This is a genomic window from Caulobacter sp. GW821-FHT05F04 (genome assembly GCF_059419665.1).
The window spans coordinates 58,854-83,459 of record NZ_JBWKSF010000002.1 but is presented as its reverse complement, the minus strand read 5'-3'; the positions used below and the strand labels follow the sequence as shown (position 1 = coordinate 83,459).

The 24,606-nt window shown below is 67.4% G+C and carries 25 protein-coding genes, 2 pseudogenes and 1 riboswitch; of the genes and pseudogenes, 12 read left to right on the top strand and 15 right to left on the bottom strand.

Annotated features, from left to right (window positions below; all coding sequences use genetic code 11):
- Positions 1–39 precede the first annotated feature (39 nt).
- Positions 40–1,431 carry a S41 family peptidase gene (locus tag AC07R7_RS04775; protein ID WP_494634330.1) on the top strand — a complete coding sequence of 464 codons (1,392 nt, stop codon included), beginning with the start codon at positions 40–42 and terminating at the stop codon, positions 1,429–1,431.
- A gap of 90 nt (positions 1,432–1,521) precedes the next feature.
- Here AC07R7_RS04775 and AC07R7_RS04770 read toward each other — a convergent pair.
- From AC07R7_RS04770 to AC07R7_RS04760, 3 genes and pseudogenes are all read right to left on the bottom strand, one after another.
- Positions 1,522–1,654: pseudogene (locus AC07R7_RS04770) on the bottom strand (hypothetical protein); the annotation flags it as partial.
- Positions 1,655–1,668: 14 nt separating this feature from the next.
- Positions 1,669–2,889 (bottom strand): dipeptidase, encoded by a 1,221-nt coding sequence (locus AC07R7_RS04765; protein WP_125154995.1) that lies wholly within the window; start codon positions 2,887–2,889, stop codon positions 1,669–1,671.
- A gap of 57 nt (positions 2,890–2,946) precedes the next feature.
- Entirely contained in the window at positions 2,947–5,337 is a 2,391-nt protein-coding gene (locus tag AC07R7_RS04760; RefSeq protein WP_494634329.1) for a TonB-dependent receptor, read from the bottom strand.
- A 283-nt stretch (positions 5,338–5,620) separates the two neighbouring features.
- Positions 5,621–5,735: riboswitch (glycine riboswitch) on the bottom strand.
- A 291-nt stretch (positions 5,736–6,026) separates the two neighbouring features.
- On the opposite strand from AC07R7_RS04760, the gene AC07R7_RS04755 reads away from it, so the two are divergent.
- Genes AC07R7_RS04755 through AC07R7_RS04740 form a run of 4 tightly spaced genes read left to right on the top strand, consistent with a single transcriptional unit; the run spans position 6,027 to position 9,971 of the window.
- Complete coding sequence (locus AC07R7_RS04755) at positions 6,027–7,208, top strand: divergent polysaccharide deacetylase family protein (RefSeq protein WP_492888204.1); 1,182 nt, start codon at positions 6,027–6,029, stop codon at positions 7,206–7,208.
- A 22-nt stretch (positions 7,209–7,230) separates the two neighbouring features.
- Positions 7,231–7,719, top strand: a complete 489-nt coding sequence (locus AC07R7_RS04750) for an RNA pyrophosphohydrolase (protein ID WP_492837496.1) — start codon at positions 7,231–7,233, stop codon at positions 7,717–7,719.
- 23 nt (positions 7,720–7,742) lie between these two features.
- The gene (locus AC07R7_RS04745; RefSeq protein ID WP_494634328.1) at positions 7,743–9,164 is read left to right on the top strand and encodes an alpha/beta hydrolase; all 1,422 of its coding nucleotides are present in this window, start codon (positions 7,743–7,745) and stop codon (positions 9,162–9,164) included.
- Between the two features lie 57 nt (positions 9,165–9,221).
- On the top strand, positions 9,222–9,971 hold the full coding sequence (locus AC07R7_RS04740) for an alpha/beta fold hydrolase (RefSeq protein ID WP_494634327.1): 750 nt from the start codon (positions 9,222–9,224) through the stop codon (positions 9,969–9,971).
- Here AC07R7_RS04740 and sugE read toward each other — a convergent pair.
- The 12 genes from sugE to AC07R7_RS04680 all read right to left on the bottom strand — a co-directional run bounded on the left by sugE (position 9,968) and on the right by AC07R7_RS04680 (position 18,823).
- On the bottom strand, positions 9,968–10,291 hold the full coding sequence (sugE, locus tag AC07R7_RS04735) for a quaternary ammonium compound efflux SMR transporter SugE (RefSeq protein WP_492888207.1): 324 nt from the start codon (positions 10,289–10,291) through the stop codon (positions 9,968–9,970). The genes AC07R7_RS04740 and sugE overlap by 4 nt on opposite strands.
- A 132-nt stretch (positions 10,292–10,423) precedes the next feature.
- Positions 10,424–11,170: a hypothetical protein gene (locus tag AC07R7_RS04730; RefSeq protein ID WP_492888208.1), complete on the bottom strand. Its 747-nt coding sequence runs from the start codon at positions 11,168–11,170 to the stop codon at positions 10,424–10,426.
- Positions 11,171–11,338: 168 nt separating this feature from the next.
- Positions 11,339–11,599: an ATP synthase F1 subunit epsilon gene (locus AC07R7_RS04725; RefSeq protein ID WP_066686484.1), complete on the bottom strand. Its 261-nt coding sequence runs from the start codon at positions 11,597–11,599 to the stop codon at positions 11,339–11,341.
- A complete protein-coding gene (locus tag AC07R7_RS04720) occupies positions 11,599–11,850 on the bottom strand; it encodes a hypothetical protein (protein WP_492102718.1) in 252 nt (83 codons plus the stop codon). Before AC07R7_RS04720 ends, AC07R7_RS04725 begins: the two co-directional genes overlap by 1 nt.
- Positions 11,850–13,484 (bottom strand): F0F1 ATP synthase subunit beta, encoded by a 1,635-nt coding sequence (atpD, locus tag AC07R7_RS04715; protein ID WP_494634326.1) that lies wholly within the window; start codon positions 13,482–13,484, stop codon positions 11,850–11,852. The genes AC07R7_RS04720 and atpD overlap by 1 nt, the downstream gene beginning before the upstream one ends.
- A gap of 47 nt (positions 13,485–13,531) precedes the next feature.
- The gene (locus AC07R7_RS04710; protein WP_494634325.1) at positions 13,532–14,425 is read right to left on the bottom strand and encodes a F0F1 ATP synthase subunit gamma; all 894 of its coding nucleotides are present in this window, start codon (positions 14,423–14,425) and stop codon (positions 13,532–13,534) included.
- Positions 14,426–14,432: 7 nt separating this feature from the next.
- Positions 14,433–15,062 carry a pseudaminic acid biosynthesis-associated methylase gene (locus tag AC07R7_RS04705; RefSeq protein ID WP_492888211.1) on the bottom strand — a complete coding sequence of 210 codons (630 nt, stop codon included), beginning with the start codon at positions 15,060–15,062 and terminating at the stop codon, positions 14,433–14,435.
- Positions 15,063–15,072: 10 nt separating this feature from the next.
- Positions 15,073–16,605 carry a F0F1 ATP synthase subunit alpha gene (gene atpA, locus AC07R7_RS04700; RefSeq protein WP_492837504.1) on the bottom strand — a complete coding sequence of 511 codons (1,533 nt, stop codon included), beginning with the start codon at positions 16,603–16,605 and terminating at the stop codon, positions 15,073–15,075.
- A 50-nt stretch (positions 16,606–16,655) separates the two neighbouring features.
- Positions 16,656–17,210 carry a F0F1 ATP synthase subunit delta gene (locus AC07R7_RS04695; RefSeq protein WP_494634324.1) on the bottom strand — a complete coding sequence of 185 codons (555 nt, stop codon included), beginning with the start codon at positions 17,208–17,210 and terminating at the stop codon, positions 16,656–16,658.
- 192 nt (positions 17,211–17,402) lie between these two features.
- Positions 17,403–17,636, bottom strand: coding sequence for a hotdog family protein (locus AC07R7_RS04690; RefSeq protein WP_494634323.1), 234 nt, complete (start codon positions 17,634–17,636; stop codon positions 17,403–17,405).
- Between the two features lie 160 nt (positions 17,637–17,796).
- Positions 17,797–18,135, bottom strand: coding sequence for a DUF8200 family protein (locus AC07R7_RS04685; RefSeq protein WP_494634322.1), 339 nt, complete (start codon positions 18,133–18,135; stop codon positions 17,797–17,799).
- A 271-nt stretch (positions 18,136–18,406) separates the two neighbouring features.
- Positions 18,407–18,823 carry a hypothetical protein gene (locus AC07R7_RS04680; RefSeq protein ID WP_492888269.1) on the bottom strand — a complete coding sequence of 139 codons (417 nt, stop codon included), beginning with the start codon at positions 18,821–18,823 and terminating at the stop codon, positions 18,407–18,409.
- Positions 18,824–18,979: 156 nt separating this feature from the next.
- On the opposite strand from AC07R7_RS04680, the gene AC07R7_RS04675 reads away from it, so the two are divergent.
- The 7 genes and pseudogenes from AC07R7_RS04675 to AC07R7_RS04645 all read left to right on the top strand — a co-directional run bounded on the left by AC07R7_RS04675 (position 18,980) and on the right by AC07R7_RS04645 (position 24,361).
- Positions 18,980–20,293 (top strand): acyl-CoA dehydrogenase family protein, encoded by a 1,314-nt coding sequence (locus AC07R7_RS04675; RefSeq protein WP_494634321.1) that lies wholly within the window; start codon positions 18,980–18,982, stop codon positions 20,291–20,293.
- Between the two features lie 80 nt (positions 20,294–20,373).
- The gene (locus AC07R7_RS04670; RefSeq protein ID WP_494634320.1) at positions 20,374–21,009 is read left to right on the top strand and encodes a LemA family protein; all 636 of its coding nucleotides are present in this window, start codon (positions 20,374–20,376) and stop codon (positions 21,007–21,009) included.
- Between the two features lies 1 nt (position 21,010).
- Positions 21,011–21,814, top strand: coding sequence for a TPM domain-containing protein (locus AC07R7_RS04665; protein WP_494634319.1), 804 nt, complete (start codon positions 21,011–21,013; stop codon positions 21,812–21,814).
- Between the two features lies 1 nt (position 21,815).
- Entirely contained in the window at positions 21,816–22,517 is a 702-nt protein-coding gene (locus tag AC07R7_RS04660; RefSeq protein WP_492837512.1) for a TPM domain-containing protein, read from the top strand.
- An 18-nt stretch (positions 22,518–22,535) separates the two neighbouring features.
- Positions 22,536–22,625, top strand: a pseudogene (locus AC07R7_RS04655) (type II CAAX endopeptidase family protein); the annotation flags it as partial.
- Between the two features lie 21 nt (positions 22,626–22,646).
- Positions 22,647–23,078, top strand: a complete 432-nt coding sequence (locus AC07R7_RS04650) for a DUF1330 domain-containing protein (protein WP_494634318.1) — start codon at positions 22,647–22,649, stop codon at positions 23,076–23,078.
- Positions 23,079–23,173: 95 nt separating this feature from the next.
- Positions 23,174–24,361: an acetyl-CoA C-acyltransferase gene (locus tag AC07R7_RS04645; protein WP_494634317.1), complete on the top strand. Its 1,188-nt coding sequence runs from the start codon at positions 23,174–23,176 to the stop codon at positions 24,359–24,361.
- The last annotated feature ends 245 nt before the right edge of the window (positions 24,362–24,606 follow it).

The window sequence follows — 24,606 nt, the reverse complement described above, 5'->3', positions numbered from 1 at the left end:
GCGACGCCGCGCGTCGCGTAGGGAGCCTTCCGGGCCTTAATGCGCAAGTACCTGCTCATCGGCGTTTCCGCCTTCGTCCTCGGCGCGGGGGCCATGGCTTATGTCAGTCCCATCGCCCAGGCCAACAACGCGCCTAAGACCAAGACCTACAAGATGCTTGAGCTGTTCGGCGACGTGCTGGGCACGGTCGAGGACCAGTACGTCACCGAGGTCGACGACAAGAAGCTGATCGAAGCGGCCCTGGACGGCATGCTGACCAGCCTCGACCCGCACTCGGGCTATCTGGCGCCCGACGCCTACGAGGACATGCAGGACACCACCCGCGGCGAATACGGGGGCCTGGGCCTGGAAGTGACCAGCGAGGACGGCGTCGTGAAGGTGATCTCGCCGATGGACGGCACTCCGGCCGCCCGCGCCGGCGTCCAGGCCGGTGACTACATCACCGCCGTCAACGGCCAGAGCGTGCTGGGCCTGACCGTCAACGAGGCGGTCAAGCAGATGCGCGGCCAGCCCGGCGAAGGCGTCACCCTGACCATCGCCCGCGACAAGACCGATCCGTTCGACGTCAAGCTGGTCCGCGAGGTGATCAAACCCAAGGCCGCCATCGCCCGCATGGAAGGCGACTACGGCTACGTCCGCCTGCCCGGTTTCAACGAGAAGGCCACCGACGCCCTGGTCGCCTCGATCAATGATCTGAAGGCCAAGAACCCGAAGATGAAGGGCCTGATCCTCGACCTCCGGAACAATCCGGGCGGCCTGCTGGACCAGGCGGTCGGCGTGGCCGACGTGTTCCTGGACGGCGGCGAGGTGGTCAGCCAGCGCGGCCGCGATCCGCGCAACATCCAGCGCTACAATGCTCGTCCCGGCGACCTGCTGAACGGCATGAAGATGGTCGTGCTGATCAACCAGGGCTCGGCCTCGGCCGCTGAGATCGTCGCCGGCGCCCTGCAGGATCGCCACCGCGCTGAACTGGTCGGCCTGACCAGCTTCGGCAAGGGTTCGGTGCAGACCGTGATCCCGCTGCGCGGCGGGGCCGACGGCGCCCTGAAGCTGACCACGGCCAAGTACTTCACGCCGTCGGGCCGCTCGATCCAGAAGACCGGCATCGCCCCGGACCTCGAGGTCGCCCAGACCCGCGACCAGGCCCAGGACATCGCCAACCGCGTCTGGTTCAGCGAGGCCAGCTTCAAGAACGCGCTGAACGCCGACGAGGGCAAGAGCCGCGTGGGCGTCCACACCCCGGCCGAAGCCCCGCCGACCGCCTTCGACGACAAGAAGGGCGACTTCCAGCTGCAGCGCGCCATCGCCGTGCTGAACGCCGGCGGCGTCGCCAATACGCCGAAGCTGCCCAAGCCGGCGGCCAAGGTCGCCGAGGTCACCGCCAAGGCGGCCGCCGCGGCGAGCGGCAAGCCGGTCAGCGAGAACAAATAGGCCTTCGCCTTCCTCGATCCGATCAGCGCCGCTCCGGGAAACCGGGGCGGCGCTTTTCGTTCGGGACAAAGCCTCGGGTCTTCAACAAATTCAAAGCCAAAAATCCTTGTCATCCCGGAAGCCTCGAAGAGGCTGTCCGGGACCCAGCGGCCGGCGCACTGCCAGTGGCCCCTGGGTCCCGGCTCTCCGCTTCGCTGCGGCCGGGATGACAAGCTGTTGAGCGGCTAGAGCACGACTTTAAGCCGCCTTGGCCGCCTCGGCCGCGCGCAGCAGCCGCAGGACGTTGCCGCCCCAGATCTTGGCCAAGTCGTCGCGGGTGTAACCCTCGGCCAGCAGGCGCTCGCTGATCTTCCAGTAGTCCGAGGCGTCGTTCAGACCGGTCACCCCGCCGCCGCCGTCGAAGTCGATGCCGATCCCGACGTGGTCGACGCCGGCCACCTTCAGCGCGTGGTTCAGGTGGTTCATGAAGTCCTCGAAGGTCGCCTTCGGGACGGGGTACTTGGCGTCGATCGCCTTCATCTCGGCCATGAAGCCCGCGCGTTCGGCCTCGGTCATCTTGGCCCGCGCGCCCGCCTTGGCCCGTAGCGCCGCCATGGCCGCGTCGCGCTCGGCGTTCTTGGGCGTCTCGATCAGGTAGCTGGAATAGGCGTCGACCTGGATGACGCCGCCGCTAGCCGCCAGGGCCTTGATGCGGGCGTCGTCGACATTGCGCGGATGGTTGAACACCGCCTTGCAGCCCGAGTGGGTCAGGATCACCGGCGTCTTGGACAGGGCGATCAGCTGATCCAGCACCTCGTCGGACGAGTGCGAACCGTCCAGCACCACGCCCAGGCGGTTGGCCTCGGCGACGAACTGTTTGCCCAGCGGCGACAGGCCATGCCACTCGGGCGTGTCGGTCGAGCTGTCGGCCATGTCGTTGTTCTTGAAGTGGGCCAGGCCCGAGATCCGCACGCCCAGCGCGTAGAAGGTCGACAGCAGGGTGACGTCGCCATCCATCGGATAGCTGTTCTCGACGCTGACGAAGACCACGCGCTTACCCTGGGCGGCGATGCGCTCGGCGTCGTCGGCCTTCAGGGCCAGGGCGAACTTGTCGCCGTGCTTGGCGACCATTTCGCGGATCTCGACGCCGCGGATGATCGCCGCGTCGCGGGCGGCGCGCGTGGCCTCGGGCGTGCGCGGTCCCTGGTTGGTGAAGATGGCGAAGAAGCCGCCGTCCAGCCCGCCCTCGACCATGCGCGGATAGTCGATCTGCGAGCCGTCCTTGTCGGCGGAATGGCGATCGAGAATGTCCCAGCCCGGCCGGCCGAAATTGGCGGGGGTGTCCAGGTGGGTGTCGAGGGTCAGCAGGCCCTCGTGCAGCTTGCGCGCGGCGGCCGGATCGGCGGCCCAGGCCGTCATGGGCGCGGCGCCGGCGACCAGGGCCAGGGCGGCGGTCGTGGCGAGGAGGAAACGGGTCATGAGTACGCTCGAAAAGGGTCCGGCCGGCCTTTGCAGAGGCCGACCGGAGGGCGGGGACTAGAAGTCGGCGGAGATCGTGAACTGGATCGTGCGCGGCGGGGCCGGACGGAAGCTGGCCGGCGTGTTCACCGTGGTGTTGATCGTGCCCAGATAGTCCTTGTCGAACAGGTTATCGATGTTGACCCGCGCCTTGACCTGGCTGAACGGCCCGGCCGCGAAGCCGTCGCCGATGTCGATATAGGCGTTGACGATGGTGTAGCCGCCGACCTTCTCGCTGTTGACGAAGTTGGTGAAGCGGCTCTCCAGGTGGCGGGCCGAGACGTTCATCAGCAGGCCATCGAACGGCTCCAGCGTCACGCCGCCCTGGAACACCCAGTCGGGGAAGTCCGGCACCTTCTTGCCGGCGACGGCCAGGGTGGCCGGCGCGGCCGTGGTGCTGGCGCGGTAGTTCAGGACGTCGTCCTGGAACTTGGCGTCGTTGTACGAGACGTTGGCGTTGAAATAGGCCTTGCCGGCGAAGATCTCCGGCTTCCACTGGCCGCTGAACTCGACGCCCTTGGCCTTCACCGCCCCGACGTTCTGGTAGAAGGTCTCGGTCGTGCCGCCGCCGCCGGGCACCAGCGAGGCGAAGGCCTGCAGGCGGTTCTTGAACTCGGTCTGGTAGGCCACGATCGAGGCGTTGAACGTCTTGTGGTTGGCGCGGTAGCCCAGCTCCCAGTTGGTCGAGGTCTCGGGATCGGGGCCGGCGACGGTCGGGCTGGCGGCCGAGAAGATGTCGTCGGCGCCGCGCGGCAGGGCCATGTTCTCGGAGTACGAGGCGAAGATCTGGTCGCGGCCGGTCACGCTGTAGACCGCGCCGACCTGGGGCAGGAAGCTGTCCTTCCAGTTGTCCTTCAGGATCGGGTGGCGGCCGTTGATGTAGTCCAACGGATTGCGATAGCCGGCGATCTTGTAGTCGATGTCGGTGGCCTTGAAGCCCAGCTCCAGCTTCAGCTTGGCGTCCAGCAGGGTGACGGTGTCCTTGACGAAGAACTGCTTGGTCTCGCGCAGCGACTTGTAGTCGCGCTGGGCGTGGACCCGCTCGTTGAACAGCGGCTTGCCGTCGGGATTGCCGTTCTCGACGTTGTAGCGGTTCTGGGTGCGGTGATAGTCGTCGTTCTCCAGCCAGAGGCCGGCCTCGATCTTGTTGAAGCCGAGGCGCCAGGCGACCTTGGCGGTGACGCCCTTGCGGATGCCGTCGATGCCGGAGAGGCCGTACTGGATGCCGCGCGGGGCGACGATGCCGGCCACCTTGCCGACCTCGGCGTCATAGCTGGACTTAGAGGTCGAATAGGCCTCGGGCGAGACGCCGTAGCCGCCCTTGTCCTCGTAATAGGCCGTGGTGGTCAGGTCGAAGTTGTCGGTGATCGGCGTGTTCAGCGTCAGGCCGTACAGGTGGTCCTTCCGCTTGTTGACCGCGAACTTGTAGTACTGGGCGTAGTTGGCGTTGGAGTACGGCACCCCCGCCACGGCTTCCGGCAAGCTGCCCGTCGGGATCGACAGCGGCGTGCCGAACGGAACCGAGGTGGGCACCGCGCCCAGATAGGCGAAATAGCGCCCCTGGCGGCCGAACACGTCGCCCGCCGTTCCGGCGTACTGAGCCTTGGTGATCGACGGGCTGTCATAGTCGAAATAATCGTTGTGGACGGTCTGGAAGCTGATGTCGCCGCCGTTGGGCAGGTCGTACTGCAGCTTGCCCTCGTAGTGCTTGCGATCGATCGTGCCCGGGCCGCGCCACAGGTCGCCCTTGATCCAAGAACCGCTGACATAGCCCGACAGCGGACCCACCTTGCCGGATTCCAGGCGCAGGAAGGTGCGGCGCAGGTCGTCGCTGCCGAAGGTCTGGCTGATCGCGCCGCCCATCTCCTCCGACGGGGCCTGGGTGAAGTAGTCGACGATGGGTCCCAGCGAGGCATAGCTGGGCAGGGCGACGTCGCCGGCCCCGGCCGAAGCGGTCACCCGCAGCAGGTTCTCGTTGTCGACATAGCGATAGATCGGGCTGCCGCCGAACTGGTCGCTGCGGCCCATCGGGATGCCGTCCAGCAGGAAGCCGATCTGCTGGAAGTTGAAGGCCCGCACCGAGACCGAATTGCCGAACTCGTACATGCCCAGGGCGTCGTTGGCCTGGACGTTGAAGCCCGGCAGGCTCTCCAGCATCTTCAGGCCGGTGATCCCCGCCGGCGCGGACAACAGAGCCTCGCGGGTGATCGAAACGGTGGCCGTGGCGTGGTCGGTGCCGATGGCGACGCTGGCTTCCGACAGGCGCTTTCCGGTCACCACGACGGTTTCCAGTTCGGCCGCCTTGTCGGCTTCCTGGGCCAGGACCGGCGTGGCGCTTCCCAGAACCGAGGCGGCGAGCAGCAGCGCCCTAAGACGAACGGCGGCGTGTGCAGGTATGCGAGTGGTCATGACTATCCCCGATCATTTTGACCAGGGCAACGTCATCAACGCCTCATCGCAGGTAAACTAAGAATTTCTCGGATCGCATCCACATAATCACAAAGTGGAAACGTTACGCATCCATGTTCGATTTATGAACACTTTGAATATATTCATATTATATATCTAACAGATATCTCACGAAAGTCGTGCACGACGATCGCGTTCATTGCATTTGGCTATATCGATATGGAAATACCTAGATCTGCATTGGCGCACGCGTGGGTCTGAGCGGGCCGGGACGGCTCGCCTTCGCACCCCCGCTGTCCTTGGGCCTGAGAGATTCAGCGCCCCGCCTCCGATGGACGGGCGGTCGCCTTGCTCCTTCGGCGAGGGCGTTACGCGCCCTGCTTTCCAGCGTTCAACATCTCGCGCGGTCCTTCTGCTTGAGCGTTTCCGGGGCGGTTTCGCCTTCAGCGCCGGGCCGGGGCCCGATCTCTCCCGCGAGAGGACTCCAGGGAAGGAGCCGGGGCCGCGCCCGTCAACCGATCAGACCGCCCGTGACCGCACTCAGCGTTCAACGCCTGCGGCGATTGCAGAAAACGCCAATTTCAGCGGCGCCCGCGTCGCCGCGCCGCGGCCAGAAGGTCATCAGAACGCCATACGGCCATACCTCGTTAACCATATATTCGAAGCTTGCCCGCTAGCCTTAAGAGGTCATGGCCGTATCCTTTTCGCGTAAGCCCGCCTATGCCGCCGCCGCGCCCGCTCCGGGCGGGTCCGGCGACCTGCGCGCCAAGCTGATGGCCGCGGTCAGCAATCCCTTCATCGGCGCCAGCGGCGCGGCCTGCCTGTTCCTGGCCTCGCTGGCGACGCTGGTTCTGATCACCAGCGACCCGCACGCCGGCTCGCCGGTGATTCGCCTGGAGCTGACCAAGATCGGCGCCACCAAGAACGCGCCGGAGGGCTGGCGCGAGGGCTTGGGCGGCGAGGATCCGCACGGGGCCGAACTGGCGCCCGGCCAGTTGGACCTGTCGGCCAATCCCTTCGCCCCGGTGAAGCCCGAAGAGGGCAAGGCGCCGGCCGCCGAGGGCCTGCAGAACCTGCCGCCGATCCAGCAGGGCCCGGGCCTGGCCCAGGCCCCGATCGCCGGCCTGACCGCGCCGGGCCCCGGCGGCGGCCCTCTGCCGATCATCGGCGCCGACGGCCGCACCGCGGCCGAGGCCTATGCTCGCCCCTTCACGCCCAACGGCCGCCCCAAGGTGTCGATGGTCATCGGAGGGCTCGGCCTCAACGCCCAGACCACCCGCGCGGCGATCGAGACCCTGCCGGGCGAGATCACCCTGTCCTTCGCGCCCTATGCCGAGGGCCTGCAGGGCTGGATCGACCTGGCCCGCGCCCATGGCCACGAGGTGCTGCTCGAGACCCCGATGGAGCCGGCCGACTATCCGGCCAACGATCCGGGTCCCTACACCCTGATCGCCGCCAACAGGCCCGAAGACACCGTGCGCAAGCTGGAATGGCTGATGTCGCGCGCCACCGGCTATTTCGGCCTGTCGAACTATCTGGGCGCCCGCTTCGTCGACAACGACCAGGCGATGGCCACCTTCAACGGCGTGCTCAAGTCGCGGGGCCTGGCCTTCGTCGACGACGGCCTGGCCGCCCGCCGCGCCGGCCCGATCCCGCGCGCCTCGGCCGACCGCGTGATCGACGACGAGCTCTCGGCCGGCGCCATCGACACTCAGCTCAAGGCCCTTGAGACCGGCGCGGCCGGTCGCGGACAGGCGCTGGGCTCGGGCTTCGCCTATCCGGTGACGATCAACCAGGTGCGTATCTGGGCCGCCGGCCTGCAGGCGCGCGGCATGCAGCTGGCCCCGGCGTCAGCCCTGGCGCACCGCTAGAACTCGTGGAAAAAGGCTCGGCATGACCGAGCTCGACCATCCCAAGCACCGACCGAACGTCGGCGTCGTCCTGTTCCATCCGGACGGCCGCGTCTGGCTGGGTCGCCGCCACAAACAGCCCCCGCCCTACAACTGGCAGTTCCCGCAAGGCGGGGTCGACGAAGGCGAGGACCTGGAGGCCGCCGCCCGGCGCGAGCTGGCCGAGGAGACCGGCGTCAGCTCCGTCGAACTTCTGGGACGCACCGAAGGCTGGATCACGTACGACTTTCCGCCCGAGGTGCTGGCCAACGAGAAGCGCTCGCGCGGCTGGCTGGGGCAGAAGCAAGTCTGGTTCGCCTATCGCTTCATCGGCGACGAGGCCGAGATCGATCTGGAAGCGGACGCGCACGTCGAGTTCGACGCCTGGAAATGGGGCAGGCTCGACGAAGCACCCGAACTGATCGTACCCTTCAAGCGCGGGGTCTACGAAGCTGTGGTCGCCGCGTTCCAGGAGTTCGCGCGCGGCGGCTGATCTCCCGCGCTGGGGAGTATCGAATGGCGAATACGGTCCTGCTGATTCACGGCTATGGCTGCGCGGGGGACGTCTGGGGTCCCGTCGCCGCGCGGCTGAAGGCCGAAGGCTATCGCGTGGAGGCGCCGACCATCCGATCGGCGGTGCGCACGGTCGAAGGTCCGCGCGCGGGTCTGGTCGGCCTCTCTCTGGCCGACTATGTCGCCGAGATGAGCGCCCTGGCCCAGACCCTGGCCAAGGAGACCGGCAAGAAGCCGCTGGTCTTCGGCCATTCGATGGGCGGGCTGATCGCCCAGAAGGTCGCCGAGGCCGGCCACGCGTCGGCGCTGGTGCTGTTCGCCCCGGCCTCGCCGGCCGATGCGCGCGGCAAGCCCAAGCTCTCTCCGGTCTTCACCTTCCTGAACATGGCCCTCCGATCCAAACCCGAGACCCGGGCGGGCAAGATGTGGAAGACCGGCTTCAAGTTCGGCGTCATGAACGCCGTGCCGGCCGAGCGTCACGACGCGCTCTACGCGACGATGGTCTATGACAGCGGCCAGGCGCTGGCCGACCTGGCCTGGCCGCACAAGGACGTCCACAAGACCGCCTATGTCGACGAAACCAAGGTGACCGTGCCGATCCTGATCAATGCCGGCGCCCTGGACCGCACCACGCCGCTGGACGACGTCCAGCGCCTCGGCCGCAAGTACCCGCAGGCCGACCTCAAGATCTATCCCAACAACGCCCATTATCTCATAGACGAGCCCAACACGATGAAGATCCTCGACGACGTGATCGCCTGGCTGACGGGCAAGAAGCAAACCCCGGCCACGACGGCGGCTCCGGCCCCCGCGCCCGCCCCGGCTCCGGCTCCGGCTCCGGCTCCGGCTCCGGCTAAGCCGCCCGAACCCGCGCCGACGCCCGCGCCCGTGAAGGCGGCGGAACCGACCCCGGCTCCGGCTCCAGCTCCGGCGCCCGCGCCGACCCCGGTGGCGGCGGCTCCCGCCCCGGCGGCCGAGAAGCCCGCGCCGAAGAAGGCGGCGGCTCCCAAGGCCGCCGCCAAGCCGAAGGCCGAGGCGAAACCCAAGGCGCCGGCGAAGGCCGCGCCCGCCAAGACCGAGGCCGCGCCGAAGCCGGCCGCGAAGGCTCCAGCCGCCAAGGCTCCGGCCAAGGCCGCCGCCGCGCCGAAGCCCGCCGCCAAGGCCGCTCCGGCCGCCAAGCCCAAGGCCCCCGCCAAGCCGAAGGCCGAGGCCGCTCCGGCTCCCGCCAAGGCCGCCGCGCCGAAGGCCGCTCCGAAGGCCGCGGCCGCGAAACCGGTCGCCGCCAAGGCCGCGCCCAAGGCTGCCGCTCCCAAGGCCGCCCCCGCTCCGAAGGCCGCTGCTCCGAAAGCAGCCGCCGCGCCCAAGGCCGCCGCCAAAGCCCCTGCGACAAAGACGGCCGCCAAAACCTCGCCCAAGGCGAAGTAGAGCGTGTAGGCTGCTCCCCGCCGGCTGCTTCGTCGGCGGGGTTTCTTTAGGGCGTTCATGCGCGCACCCGTGATCATGGTCCACGGCGCCTTCTGCGGCGGCTGGACCTTCGACGCCTTCCGCGCGCCGTTCGAGGCGGCGGGTCATCGCGTGCTGACGCCCGACCTGATCGGTCATGACGGCCAGAGCAGCGCCGCCGGTGTCTCGATGAGCGACTACGCGCGCCAGATCGCGCGCCTGATCGAGACCTGCGAGACGCCGCCGATCGTGATCGGCCACTCGATGGGCGGCCTGGTCGCCCAGATGGCCGCCAGCCGCGCCAAGGCCGCCAAGCTGATCCTGCTGGCCCCCTCCGCGCCCTGGGGCGTCTCGGGCGCGAGCCTGGAGGAGGCGGTCTCGGCCGTCAGCCTCTACAGCCTCGGCCCCTACTGGCTGCAGGCCATCGCGCCGGACTATGGCGTGGTGCGGCGCTACAGCGTCGACCGCCTGCAGCGCCCCGAGCGAAAGGCGATCTTCGCCCGCATGACGGCCGAGAGCGGCCGGGCCCTCTGGGAAACGCTCAATTGGTGGCTGGACCCCTTCATGACCACCTCGGTCTCGGCGCCGGGCTGTTCCGTGCTGGCGATCGCCGGCGGCCAGGACGTCATCCATCCGCCCGCCACGGTCCGCCAGACCGCCGCGCGCCTGGGCGGCGGCGTCGAGGTGTTCCCCGAGATGAGCCACTGGCTTCCCGGGGAGCCGGGCTGGGAAAAGGTGGCGGAACGGTGCCTGGCGTTTATCGCTGACGAAGGCCGGGCAGCGGCTTAAGCCGTCGGCGAGAACACCTTCAGCCCCAGGATCCCGGCCACGATCAGGCCCAGGCAGACGAGCCGGGCGGCCGTCGCCGGCTCCTTGAACAGCACGATGCCGACAATGGCCGTGCCGACCGCGCCGACGCCGGTCCAGACGGCGTAGGCCGTGCCCAGAGGCAGGGTCTTCACCGCCCAGCCCAGCAGCCCCATGGACAGCACCAGGCTGACCGCCGTCAGCGCGATCGGGATCGGCTTGGTGAAGCCCTCCGTGAACTTCAGGCCCACGGCCCAGCCCACTTCGAAGACGCCGGCGATGAGGAGAATGATCCAGGCCACGACGAGCCCCTTTCCTGAAAAGGTGGGGTCGTCCCCGGACAATCGGCCTTCGCGAAAAGCAAAAGGCGCGGGGGTCGTCCCCCGCGCCTCGCCTAGATAGATCGCGCCGCCCCGAAGGGCAACCAACGGGCCTTAGCGGCTGGTGGTGCTGTAAAGGATCTGGGCGCGTTCGAAGTTCTTGCCGACCGAGGTTTCGTCGGTCTTCTTCAGCCGCATGAACACCAGACCGGCGTGGCCGCCAGCCCAGGCGTCGTCCCACGACACGGTGAAGCGGCGGAAGTCGCTACCGACCGTCTGGTCGTTGCGGATCAGGCGCAGCTGCGGGCTGTTTTCCCAGGTGGCGTAGTCGTGCAGGGCGTTGGCCAGTTCCTGAGCCTGCTCGGGGGTCTGCGCGTAGTCGATGGTGATCGTGCAGACGTTCTTGTTCGAGCCCGGGTTGTCCAGGGTGATGTTGTAGGGCTTCTCGAGCGCGAAGACCCACTGTTCCTTCTTCTTCTTGAAGCCGTAGTCCTTGACCAGCTGCGCGAAGTCGCCGCCGGCGACCGACGGCTTGCAGACCTTGTCCAGCACGTCCATCAGGCGGACCGACAGCGGGTCGGTGGTGCGCGGACCGCGAACCGGAGCGGTATAGGTTTCGGCCGGAGCGGCGCTGGCGGCCGGCGCGGCGACGGGCGGCGCGGCTTGATCAGCCGGAGCGGCGGCGGGAGCGGCCTGATCGGCCGGGGCTGGCGCGGCGGCCGGAGCCGGAGCGGGCGTGGCGGCGGGAGCGGTGGTTTGCTCCTGAGCAACGGCGGCGGTCGAGACCGCACCGAGGGCGATCAGGCTGGCGAGCGCAAGGCGCATAGGCTGGATATCCCCAACAAGACGAGAGGTCGGCATTAAAACCGACGGACGGTCCCTCGCAACCCTTATGGCTACGGATTAAGACCAAGATTGGGCCACAAGTGTAATTTTCTTACGCTTGACACCACGGATGGTCGCCCCACACGCGAAAACGCCCCCGATCACGAGGACCGAGGGCGTTTCAGAACACGTAGAAAACCTGAATCAGGCCGCTTCGACGGCGTGCTCGGCCAGGATCGTCAGGCCTTCCGGACCGACGTCGGCGAAGCCGCCCTGGATGTCGAACACCTTGGTCGTCGCGCCGTCCTTCACGGTCACCTTGCCTTCGCGCAGGGTGGTCATGAACGGAGCGTGGTTGGCCAGGACGCCGAAGTCGCCTTCCGCGCCGGGAGCCTGGACCATGTCCACGTCGCCGGAGAACAGTTCGCGCTCGGGTGCAACCAGGGAAAAATGCAGCTTGGCCATCAGTTGAAGGTCTCCTCGACACCGCCCAGGGCGGCCTCGATGTCTTCGTCGGTCTGGATTTCGGTCCCGCAGAACGGGCAGAAGTGGATCGTGGCCAGCATCAAGCCCGTCTCGCCCTCTTCTTCCCGCTCACCGAGGTTCAGCAGGATCAGGCCGCTGTCATGCTCGATGAGACCGGCGTTGGTGTCCGGAGACACCGCCTCCGCCAGCTCCTCGCAGCAGAAACCGGCCAGTTCCGTGTCTTCGGTCATTAGGCTTCAGCCGCCATCTTTTCGGCCTTGGCCACGGCTTCCTCGATCGGGCCGACCATGTAGAAGGCGCCTTCCGGCAGGTGGTCGTACTCGCCGTCCACGATGCCCTTGAACGAGCGGATCGTGTCCTTCAGCTGGACGAAGGCGCCCGGCGTGTTGGTGAACTGCTCGGCGACGTGGAAGGGCTGCGACAGGAAGCGCGAGATCTTGCGGGCGCGCGAGACGACCAGCTTGTCCTCTTCCGACAGCTCGTCCATGCCCAGGATCGCGATGATGTCCTTCAGGGCCTTGTACTGCTGCAGCACTTCCTGGACCGAGCGGGCCACATTGTAGTGCTCTTCGCCGATGACCAGCGGGTCCATGATCCGCGAGGTCGAGTCCAGCGGATCGACGGCCGGGAAGATGGCCTGGGCGGCGATGTCGCGGCTCAGAACGGTGGTGGCGTCCAAGTGGGCGAACGAGGCGGCCGGGGCCGGGTCGGTCAAGTCGTCGGCGGGCACGTAGATGGCCTGGACCGAGGTGATCGAACCCTTGTTCGTCGAGGTGATGCGCTCCTGCAGGTTGCCCATCTCGGTGGCCAGGGTGGGCTGATAGCCCACGGCCGAGGGAATGCGGCCCAGCAGAGCCGACACTTCGGCGCCGGCCTGGGTGAAGCGGAAGATGTTGTCGACGAACAGCAGCACGTCCTTGCCTTCTTCGTCACGGAAGTATTCCGCGATCGACAGGCCGGTCAGGGCGACGCGGGCGCGGGCGCCCGGGGGTTCGTTCATCTGGCCGTAGACCAGGGCGCAGCGCGAGCCTTCGGTCGAGCCGTTGTTGGCCTTCGGGTCGACGTTGACGTTCGACTCGATCATCTCGTGATAGAGGTCGTTGCCTTCGCGGGTGCGCTCACCCACGCCGGCCAGAACCGAGTAACCGCCGTAAGCCTTGGCGATGTTGTTGATCAGTTCCTGCATCGTCACGGTCTTGCCGACGCCGGCGCCGCCGAACAGGCCGATCTTGCCGCCCTTGGTGTAGGGGCACATCAGGTCGATGACCTTGATGCCCGTGACCAGCACTTCAGCGGTGTTGGTCTGCTCGGCGAAGGTCGGGGCGTCGCGGTGGATCGTGCGATAGATGTCCGACTGGATCGGACCCTGCTCGTCGATCGGCTCGCCGATGACGTTCATGATGCGGCCCAGGGTGCCCGGACCGACCGGAACGCGGATCGACTCGCCGGTGTCGCGCACGGGCTGGCCGCGAACGAGGCCTTCGGTGGCGTCCATGGCGATAGCGCGGACGGTGTTCTGACCCAGGTGCTGAGCGACTTCGAACACCAGGCGCTGGCCGGTGGCGGTGTTGACGGTCTCGACGGCGTTCAGGATCGCCGGCAGCTCGCCGGTGAACTCGATGTCGACGACGGCGCCGATGATCTGCACCAGGCGGCCGGTCGCGCCGTCCAGGTTGACGGCGGCGTTGGCCGAGGCGGCGGCGGCCTTCGGGGCGGCCGGCTTCCTGGCGGCCGGAGCCTTAGCGGCGGCGGGAGCCTTCGCGACAGCGGCCTTCGGAGCCGCGGCGGCCTTGGGGGCGGCGGGCTTCTTGGCGGCGGCGGCCGGCGTTTCGGTGGCGGGAGCCTTAGTCGGGGTCTTGGCCATGGCTTGCGGTCTTTCGGTCTCTGCGTGCTTGTGTCGTTAGGCTTGGATCAGACGGCTTCGGCGCCGGAGATGATCTCGATCAGCTCCTTGGTGATCTGGGCCTGGCGGGAGCGGTTATATTCGAGGGTGTAGCGCTTGATCATGTCGCCGGCGTTGCGCGTGGCGTTGTCCATGGCGGTCATCTGGCTGGCGTAGAAGCCAGCCATGTTGTCCAGCAGGGCCGACAGGATCTGGACCGTCAGGTTGCGCGGCAGCAGGGTCTCGAGAATGGCCTCTTCCGAGGGCTCGTACTCGTAGACCGCCGAAGCGCCCCCGCCTTGACCTTGGCCCGCGGGCGCCGCGGCGCCGTCGACCACGGCCGGGATCAGCTGCAGCGCCGTCGGGGTCTGGACGACGACCGACTTGAACTGGCTGTAGAACAGCGTGACCACGTCGATGTCGCCGGCTTCATAGAGGCGCGTGACGACGTCGGCGATCGGCTGGGCGACCGACAGGGTGAACTGACGATAGGCCGACAGGTCGAAGTTCTCGACCACCTTGTCGCCGTAGGGGCGCTTCAGCTGGGCGCTGACCTTCTTGCCGACGCAGACGATCTTCACGTCCTTGCCCTGGGCGATCAGGCTGTCGATCTGCTGGCGCGCGGCCCGCACGATCGACGACGTGAAGCCCCCGGCCAGGCCGCGATCGGCCGCGGCGACGATGATCAGGTGACGATCGTCGCGCCCCGTGCCGGTCAGCAGGGCCGGAGCCCCGTCGCCCGACACGCCGGCGGCCAGATTGGCGATCACCGAAGCCAGGCGCCGGGCGTACGGACGGGCGGCTTCCGCCGCGTCCTGGCTCCGGCGCAGCTTCGCCGCCGCCACCATCTGCATCGCCTTCGTGATCTTCTGCGTCGCCTTGACGCTCGAGATCCGATTGCGCATTTCCTTTAGGCTTGCCATCCGCCTATCAGACCTTCCTAAACAGCCACCAGGTGGTGTCGTCCATCACGGTCGTTCTTCTCCAGAAAAACCCGTAATCAACCAGCACCAGATCCGGGAACAGATCCAAATAGAGCGAGCCGAAATCGTTCTTGAACAGAAGATCCGTCTCGCCTCGGTACGTAATCGTTTCCGCCTTCGGCGAAAAATACTCGGCGCAGAGGACGTACTTGGCGGACACGCGATGAATCTCGCGCATCGTCGCCTCGAGCTGGGTCGGATCCACATGGATCAGAACGCCCGAGGTGAACGCCAGGTCGACCGCGCCATCCGCCAGCGGAATGCTGTGCCCGAAGCCCTCGAACAGACGCTCGGGCGGCAGGACGCCATCCTCGAGGATCTGCTTGCGGGCCGCGCCGTTGGGCTCGATGCCCCACAGCTCGGCGTCGGTGATCGCCTGGAGACCCCGCAGGTTCAGCCCGACGTTCGGACCGACTTCCAGGATGCTCTTGGGCGGATCGCCGACCAGACGCGGCAGCACCTGCCCCCAAGCCTTCGTCCGGCCGCGCACGGCGTCGACGGTCACGGCGTTCCGCTGGGTGTAGCGGTCGCCGAACTCGCCGGACCAGGCGTCCAGGGTCTTGGGGGCGTCAGCCATCTGCCTCGCCTTAGGCGAAGGTCGCCGAGAAGCTGTCGAGCGCGCTCTTCAGCGTGTTCTCCAGATCCTTGTCGAGGGCCTTCTTGGTGCGGATGCCGTCCAGCAGGTCCTTGTGGGCGCTGTGGAGGCGAGCCAGCAGCTCGGTCTCGAAGCGGCGGACCGACGAGGTCGGGATCTTGTCCAGATAACCGCGCGTGCCGGCGTAGATCACGCAGACCTGCTCTTCGACCGACTGCGGCGCGTACTGGGGCTGCTTCAGCAGCTCGGTCAGGCGCTCGCCGCGGGCCAGCATCTTCTGGGTCGAGGCGTCCAGGTCCGAGCCGAACTTCGCGAAGGCGGCCATTTCACGATACTGGGCCAGTTCGCCCTTAATCGGACCGGCGACCTGCTTCATCGCCTTGATCTGGGCCGACGAGCCGACGCGCGACACCGAAATGCCGACGTTCACGGCCGGGCGGATGCCCTGGTAGAACAGGTCGGTTTCCAGGAAGATCTGGCCGTCGGTGATCGAGATCACGTTGGTCGGGATGTAGGCCGACACGTCGTTGGCCTGGGTTTCGATGATCGGCAGCGCCGTCAGCGAGCCCGAACCGTTGTCTTCATTCAGCTTCGCGGCGCGTTCCAGCAGGCGCGAGTGCAGGTAGAACACGTCGCCCGGATAGGCTTCGCGGCCCGGCGGGCGGCGCAGCAGCAGCGACATCTGGCGGTAGGCGACGGCTTGCTTGGACAGATCGTCATAGATGATCAGGCCGTGCAGGCCGTTGTCGCGGAACCACTCGCCCATGGCGCAGCCCGAGAACGGCGCCAGGTATTGCAGCGGGGCCGGCTCCGAGGCCGAGGCGACGACGACGATCGTGTATTCCAGGGCGCCGTGCTCTTCCAGGGTCTTGACGATCTGGGCGACGGTCGAGCGCTTCTGGCCGATGGCGACGTAGACGCAGTAGAGCTTGGCGCTCTCGTCCTTGCCGGCGTTGACGATCTTCTGGTTCAGGATGGTGTCGATGGCGACGGCGGTCTTGCCGGTCTGACGGTCACCGATGATCAGCTCGCGCTGGCCGCGGCCGACGGGGATCAGGGTGTCGATCGACTTCAGGCCGGTCTGCACGGGCTCGTGCACCGACTTGCGCGGGATGATGCCCGGCGCCTTGACGTCGACGCGGCGACGCTCGGTGAACTCGATCGGGCCCTTGCCATCGATCGGCTCGCCCAGCGGGTTGACGACGCGGCCCAGCAGGCCACGGCCGACCGGCACGTCGACGATCTCGCCGAGGCGACGGACTTCGTCGCCTTCCTTGATGGCCTGGTCCTGGCCGAAGATCACGGCGCCGACATTGTCGCGCTCGAGGTTCAGGGCCATGCCCTTCACGCCGGCCTTCGGGAATTCCAGCATTTCACCGGCCTGGACGTTGTCCAGGCCGTAGATGCGGGCGATGCCGTCACCGACGGACAGCACCTGGCCGACGTCCGAGACGGCGGCCTCCTCGCCGAAGTTGGCGATCTGCGACTTGAGGATGGCCGAAATCTCGGCGGCGCGGATGTCCATGGTCTTCTGGGCTCTCTGCGATCTAATTTTTCTGGCGCTTACTTAAAGGCTTAAGCGCGCTTCAGGGCGAATTTCAGGGAATCGAGCTTCGAACGGAGCGAAGCGTCGAAGAGACGCGAACCGACGCGCACCTTCAGACCGCCCAGCAGGGACGGATCGACGCGCGTGGAAACTTCAGGGGTCTTGCCGAGCGCTTCGGCCAGGGCGGCTTGCACGCCCTTCAGCTGGGCGGGCGACAGGGCGGCGGCCGAGACGACCTCGGCGGTGACGACGCCGCGGTGCTTAGCCGACATCTCGGTGAAGGCGGTGATCGCGCCCAGCAGGTCGCCCGCGCGACCGTTGGCGGCGACGAGGCCCAGGAACTTGGTGGTCAGCGGCTGGAAGCCGGCCTTCTTGGCGACGGCGGCCAGGCCCTTGCCCTTGTCCTCAGCGGAGAAGGCCGGCGAGGCGATCAGACGGCGCAGGTCGGCGCTGTCGGCCACCATGGCCTTCAGGCTCTTCAGGTCGGCCTCGACCTTCTGCAGGGAGCCGTTCTCGATCGTCAGTTCGAAGAGGGACTGCGCATAGCGCTGACCCGCATCCGTCGCCTTGGTTTCGTCCGCCACTTGGTATCCGCCCGGTGCGTTGTAAATGGCCGCGAACAAGAAGGTTAACCCTTATCGCGGCTTAAAGGCTTGAGCGTGCTTATGAAAAGCACATGGACGGCCGACGCGTCCGCGCCGCCCTGTCCGAAGCCGCGCGCCTGATAACACGGGCCTTTCGCAGTCGCAACCAAAGGGGCGAGGCTGGTTAGCCGTTCAGTCCGCGGCGCGGCGGAACACGGCCGAGGCGGAAGCCGCCAGAGCGCCGTCCGGACGCCGCAATTCGCCCTGGGCGAAGACGAGGCTGCGGGTGCCCCGCTCGACCCAGGCCTTGGGCTCCAGATCCTCTTCGCCGGCGTCCCCGGCATAGTCCACGGTCATCGAGGCCAGGGCCGTTCCTTCGCCCGCGGCCTTGCGCAGAACGGTTTCCAGCTGTGCGGCCAAGCTCATGTCCATCAGCGTCAACTAATCACTGGTCCGGAAAAGAAAAGGGGCGACGGAAGGTTTCCGCCGCCCTTGAAGGTGAATGCTCGAGGAAACAGCCAGACCGGGTCGGAGAAACGGCGACCCACAACGCGTCTGGTACTCAGGTAAAGCGCGGTACGTGTTCCTACTTAGCCGAGGCCAGGGACGAAACGTCCTTGGCCGAGGCGTTGCAGCGGGTCAGCTCGTCGGCGTCCAGCGACTTGGTTTCGCCGCCGAAGGCCGCGACGCGACCCACTTCCTTGGCGAGCGCCTTGCAGGCGACCGCGGTGAGGGCCCGCGACGGGGCCTGGGCCGAGACGCACTCGGCGCCTTCGCAGACGAAGACTGCTCCGCCGGCGACGACCTTGGTCTTGGCGGCGACGGGGGCGTCCAGGGCGGCGGCGATACGGCCGTCGGCGAGGGCCGAACCGGCGAACATCGAGAAGGAGATGGCGGCGACAGCCGCCAGTGTGCGGAGCTTCATCAGAAAGCCCTCCGGTGTTGGGGAAATTGCGGTCAGATCGTTGATCGTCGAAAAGCGGTACTGGCCGCCCGGACCCTACCAATCCCTTGGGACCACCCTATCTAGGCATGGCCGCGCCGGTATCCCCACCGGTGCTTCGGGTCCGAACTAAGCATCGCTTAGATATCAGTGATAAGAAATTGCGCAAGCGGAATTTTTGCGGGCGCATCGCATTTTCAGAAAACGGGGATTTCGGAGCGATTGCGGCGAATGGCGGCCGGAAACGGCGAGCCTACAGCCCCAGGATCGAGTCGATCCGGCTTTCGGCCTTGGCGTGGATGGCGCGGTCCTCGACCATGCCCTCGGCCCGAGCATAGCGGCCGTTCTTGCCGGCGCGACGCTGGATGCCCTCGGCGGTGAGCACCGGCGCGACCTGCTTGGGGTCTGTGAAGGCGCCGAGCAAGGCGGCCATGACGGCGCCGATCACGGCGGCGGCGATCGGGCCGCTCATGCCGATCCAGTCTTCGCCGAAGATCGCCTGCAGTCGCATGATCAGCACTTCGCGGTTCGGCTGGCGCTCCATGATCCCGACGGCCCAGTAGACCCCGCCCTCGACGAGCATGGCCAGGACGATCGGCAGCAGCACGCCCAGCCAGCGCGGTCGGACGAACAGCCCGAGCGCGGCCCCGATGATCGCGAAGGCAGCCATGGTGATCATGGCCGAAACCCTACGCACGCTCTGGTCAAGGACCGGTTAAAACTTCATTCCGCAGGGGCACGGTTGGCCGCGGCCGCGCGCCGCGCTTAGTCTCTCGCCATAACCATAAGATGTGCGCTCAAAAACGCGCTTGAGGGAGGCTTCGCCATGGACTTCCACTTGCCACCAGAGCTGACCGCCTATCTGGGCGAGCTGGACGCCTTCATCGACAGGGAGATCGCGCCCCTGCAGGCGCGCGACGACAACGATCGCTTCTTCGACCACCGCCGTGAATGGGCCCGCACCGACTGGGACGGCGGCGGCCTGCCCAAACACGAATGGGAAGCGCTGCTGGCGCAGGCCCGCAAGCTGGCCGACCAGGCTGGCCACTACCGCTTCGCCCTGCCCAAGGCCCATGGCGGCCAGGACGGCTCCAACCTGTGGATGGCGGTGATCCGCGAACACCTGGCCAGCAAGGGCCTGGGCTTGTTCAACGACCTGCAGAACGAGCACTCGATCGTCGGCAACAACCCGTTCGTGCTGATGATCCGCGACTTCGGCCGGCCCGACCAGCAGCACCTGATCACCGACATGCTGGACAAGGGCGCCTTCCGCCCGACCTTCGGCCTGACCGAGCCCGACCACGGCTCGGACGCCACCCACATGGAGACCCAGGCCGTGCGCGAGGAACGCCATGGCGAAGCCGGCTGGCGGATCGACGGCGAGAAGATGTGGACCACGGGCATGCACGCGGCCACCCACTGCTGCCTGTTCGCCCGCACCTCGGGCGAGGACGGCGACGCCCGGGGGATCACCGCCTTCCTGGTCCCGGCCCACGCGCCCGGCGTGAAGATCGAGGAGTACCTCTGGACCTTCAACATGCCGACCGACCACCCGCGCGTCAGCTTCACCGACGTATGGGTCCCGGAATCGGCGATGTTCGGACCCGAGGGCGGCGGCCTGGCCCTGGCCCAGCACTTCGTGCACGAGAACCGCATCCGTCAGGCCGCCTCCAGCCTGGGCGCTGCGACCTTCTGCATAGAAGAAAGCATCAAGTACGCGCGCGCGCGCAAGCCGTTCGGCAAGGCCCTGGCCGAGAACCAGGCCATCCAGTTCCCGATCGTCGAGCTCTCGACCCAGGCCGAGATGCTGCGCCTGCTGATCCGCAAGACCGCCTGGGACATGGACCAGATGTCCAAGGTCGAGGTCGAAAAGCGCCTCTCCGACAAGGTCTCGATGTGTAACTACTGGGCCAACCGCCTGTGCTGCGAGGCCGCCGACCGGGCCATGCAGATCCACGGCGGCATCGGCTATTCGCGCCACAAGCCCTTCGAGCACATCTACCGCCACCACCGCCGCTACCGGATCACCGAGGGCAGCGAGGAGATCCAGATGCGCAAGGTCGCGGCCTGGCTGTTTGGCTATGCCGGACCGCGAAAGCAGGCCTTCGCCCAGGAACGGGCGGACATGGATAAGGTTTAACCCGTCGCGACCTGACGTGTATCAATGGACACGCTATCTAACCGCGATACGCGAACATACGTGTTCGCGCAGGAGGCTCCATGAACCGTCTCGTCCGTTACGCCGCGCGCATCGCCCTGATCGTCGCCATTCCCGCGACGCTGGCCGGCTGCGGCATCAACACCATCCCCACCCAGGACGAGGCCACCAAGGCCGCCTGGGCCGAGGTGCAGAACCAGTACCAACGCCGCGCCGACCTGGTGCCGAACCTGGTCGCCACGGTGAAGGGCTACGCGGCCCAGGAAAAGAGCGTGCTGGTCGAGGTGACGCAAGCGCGCGCCAGCGCCACCCAGGTCAAGGTCGACGCCTCGACCATCACCGATCCGGTCCAGTTCCAGCAGTACGCCGCCGCCCAGGACAAGCTGTCGGGCGTGCTGGGTCGGCTGATGGTCATCCAGGAGCAGTATCCGGACCTGAAGTCGAACCAGAACTTCCTGGCCCTGCAGAGCCAGCTGGAAGGCACCGAGAACCGCATCACCATCGCGCGCCGCGACTACAACAGCGCCGCCCAGACCTACAACACCACGCTGCGCACCTTCCCCAGCGTGCTGTGGGCCAAGACCGTCTACAGCGGCCAGAAGCCGGCCCAGCTGTTCCAGGCCACGGCTTCGGCCCAGACCGCCCCGACGGTGGACTTCTCCAGCCCGCCGGCGGCGACCCCGCCGAAGGTCAACTAGGTTGCAACGCGCCCTGCCCAAGGTCCGGGCGAGCGTGAGGACGTGGCTGCTGGCCCTCACGGCCGTGCTCTTCGCCCTCCCCGCCTTCGCCGATCCGAAGTTCCCGCCCCTGACCGGGCGGGTGGTCGACGACGCCCAGATCCTGTCGCCCCAGGTCGAGCAGGACCTGACGGGCAAGCTGGAAAACCTCGAGACCACGACCGGCCGCCAGCTGGTCGTGGCCACCGTGCCCAGCCTCGACGGCTATCCGATCGAGGACTACGGCTACCAGCTGGGCCGGACCTGGGGCATCGGCGAAAAGGGCAAGAACACCGGCGTGATCCTGCTGGTCGCGCCCAACGACCGGAAGGTGCGGGTCGAGGTCGGCTACGGCCTTGAGCCCGTCCTGACCGACGCCCTGTCCAGCGTCATCATCCAGAGCGCCATCCTGCCGAAGTTCCGCGCCGGCGACATGGAGGGCGGCGTCGTCGCCGGGACCGACGCCCTGGTCGAGCAGCTCAGCCTGCCCGCCGACCAGGCCAAGGCCCGCGTCGCCGAGGCCAGCCAGCCCGAGCGGCAGAAGGCCAAGGGCTCGCCGATCGTCGGCTTCCTGATCTTCCTATTCATCATCTTCGTCTTCTCCAGCCTGTTCCGGGGAGGCCGCGGTCGCGGCGGCCTGGGCTCGGCCCTGCCGTGGATCATCCTGGGCGCGCTGAACGACAGCGGCCGGCGGGGCGGAGGCGGGGGCTGGGGCGGCGGCGGTGGCGGCGGCTTCTCCGGCGGCGGCGGATCGTTCGGCGGCGGCGGCAGTTCGGGGAACTGGTGAGATGGCGCAATTCATGACCCCACAGGACCTCGACCGTATCGCCGGCGCGGTGGCCGAGGCCGAGAAGACCACCGGCGGCGAGATCTTCTGCGTGCTGGCGCCCGAGGTGTCGGACTATCGCGAGACGCCCCTGGCCTGGGCGGCGTTCGCGGCCCTGGTCCTGCCGGCCGGCGCCCTGTTCGCCGGCTTCCGGCCCGAGATGCTGACCCGCCTGTTCGGCGGCTGGAGCATCGGCCACCAGGCCGCGCTGGACGGCGCGATCCTGTCGGCGCTGTCGACCTACATCGCCCTGCAGCTGGTGGTGTTCGTCGTCGTGGCGCTGGTGGTGTCGATGCCGCCGGTCCGCCGCGCCCTCACGCCCGGCTCGCTCAAGGCGGCCCGGGTCAAGCGCGCGGCCCTTGAGCAGTTCCTCAGCCACGGCCTGCACGTCACCCGCGACCGCACCGGCGTGCTGATCTTCGCCGCCCTGGCCGAGCACCGGGTCGAGGTCATCGCCGACGAAGGCATCTACGCCGCCGCGCCCAATGCGGTCTGGGACGAGGTCGTCGCCGATCTGGTCGCGGGCCTCAAGCGCGGCGAGATCGCCGACGGCTTCGTCGCCGCCGTGAACCGCACCGGAACGATCCTGGCCACCCACATTCCGCCGCGCCCCGACGACCGCAACGAACTGCCCGACGGCCTGACCATCCTGACGAAGCGGTGAGGACAGGGAGATAGGCGGACACGTCCGGCTGAAGCCGTCGCCCTCGCGATATTGAGCTTGGCGTTGTTTCGGTTCTGGCCTCCACTGCGGTCCGAACAAGAGCGCTGAGGCGCCGAGACCGGAGGAACCATGTCCAGCATCGACCCGACCCGCGCGCAGTTCGACGCCTTCAAGGCCTTGCCGCGCGACACGCCGATCCAGATGCTCAACCTGATCCGGCTGAAGCCCGCCGCCGACTATCCGCAGGGGCATCCCCTTCATGGCAAGGGCCTGACCGGCCTCGACGCCTATCGCGAATATGGCCGCACGACCGCGCCGCTGTTCGCCAGCCTGGGCGGGCGGCAGGTCTGGGCGGGACGGCCCGAGGGCGTGGTCACCGGCCCGACGGACGAGCGCTGGGACCTGGCCTTCATCGCCGAATATCCGAACGCCGGCGCCTTCCTGGCCATGGTCACGAACCCGGACTACCGCGTCTTCGTCGAGCACCGCACGGCGGCGGTCGAGGATTCGCGGCTGATCCGCCTGGCGCTGATGGAGCCGGGTCAAGGGTTCGGGAAATAGACCTACCGTTGACGCTAACGTCATCTTTCGCCGCGCGGAAAGCCGGTCTAGGGTGAGCCCAATTCAAACTAACGTTTAACGGGGAGTGCGCCTCTATGCGCGAAGCGGTTATCGTCTCTTACGCCCGCACGGGCCTGGCCAAGTCCAATCGGGGCGGCTTCAACAACACCCATGGCGCGGCCATGGCCGGTCATGCGATCCAGCACGCGGTGAGCCGCGCCGGTCTCGACGGCCCGGAAGTCGAGGACGTCGTCCTGGGCTGCGGCGGCCCCGAAGGCGCCACCGGCATGAACGTGGCCCGCAACGCCGCGATCTGGGCCGGCCTGCCGGTCACCACCTCGGGCCAGACCGTCAATCGCTTCTGCTCCTCGGGCCTTCAGGCCATCGCCACGGCGGCCAACTACATCCGCAACGACGGCGCCCCGGTCGCCATCGGCGGCGGCGTGGAGTCGATCTCGCTGGTGCAGGGCGGCGGCCACATGAACCGCTTCCACATCACCGAAGACAAGCTGATGAAGGAAAAGCCGGCCCTGTGGATGGCGATGATCGACACCGCCGACATCGTCGCCAAGCGCTACAACATCAGCCGCGAATATCAGGACGAATATTCGCTGCGCAGCCAGCAGCGCATCGCCGCGGCCCAGGCCAGCGGCCTCTTCGACGACGAGATCGTGCCAATGGCCACCAAGATGAAGGTGGTCAACAAGGAGACCAAGGAAGAGAGCCTGGTCGACTACGTGGTCACCAAGGACGAGTGCAACCGTCGGGAAACGACCCTCGAGGGCCTGGCCAAGCTGGAGCCGGTCAAGGGTCCGGGCAACTTCGTCACCGCCGGCAACGCCAGCCAGCTGTCGGACGGCGCCGCCGCCGTGGTGGTCATGGAAGCCAAGGAAGCCGCCAAGCGCGGCCTGGAGCCGCTGGGCCTGTTCAAGGGCTTCGCCATCGCCGGCTGCGAGCCCGACGAAATGGGCATCGGCCCGGTCTTCGCCGTGCCGCGCCTCTTGGAACGCCACGGCCTGAAGGTCGACGACATCGACCTGTGGGAACTGAACGAGGCCTTCGCTTCGCAGTGCCTCTACAGCCGCGACCGCCTGGGCATCGACCCGGAGAAGTACAACGTCAATGGCGGCTCGATCGCCATCGGCCACCCCTTCGGCATGACCGGCGCCCGCTGCGCCGGCCACCTGCTGCTGGAAGGCAAGCGCCGCAAGGCCAAGCTGGGCGTGGTGACCATGTGCATCGGCGGCGGCATGGGCGCCGCCGGCCTGTTCGAAATCTTCTGATTTCGATCAGGACGGAGGACGGCGCCCATCACCAAGAGTGGCTGAGATCGCTCTTCGCGATCTCAGCGCGGCGCCGCCGGCCTGTTCGAAATCTTCTAAGTCCGCTTTCGCAGCGCATCGATCCTAAAAAGGCCGGGAACCCGCAAGCGGGTTTCCGGCCTTTCCTATTGGATCAGGACGCTTCGGGACCACAGGAACCCGGGCCTTGAACCTGGCGGCGGCGGGGCCATCTAGGCCCTCGTCGA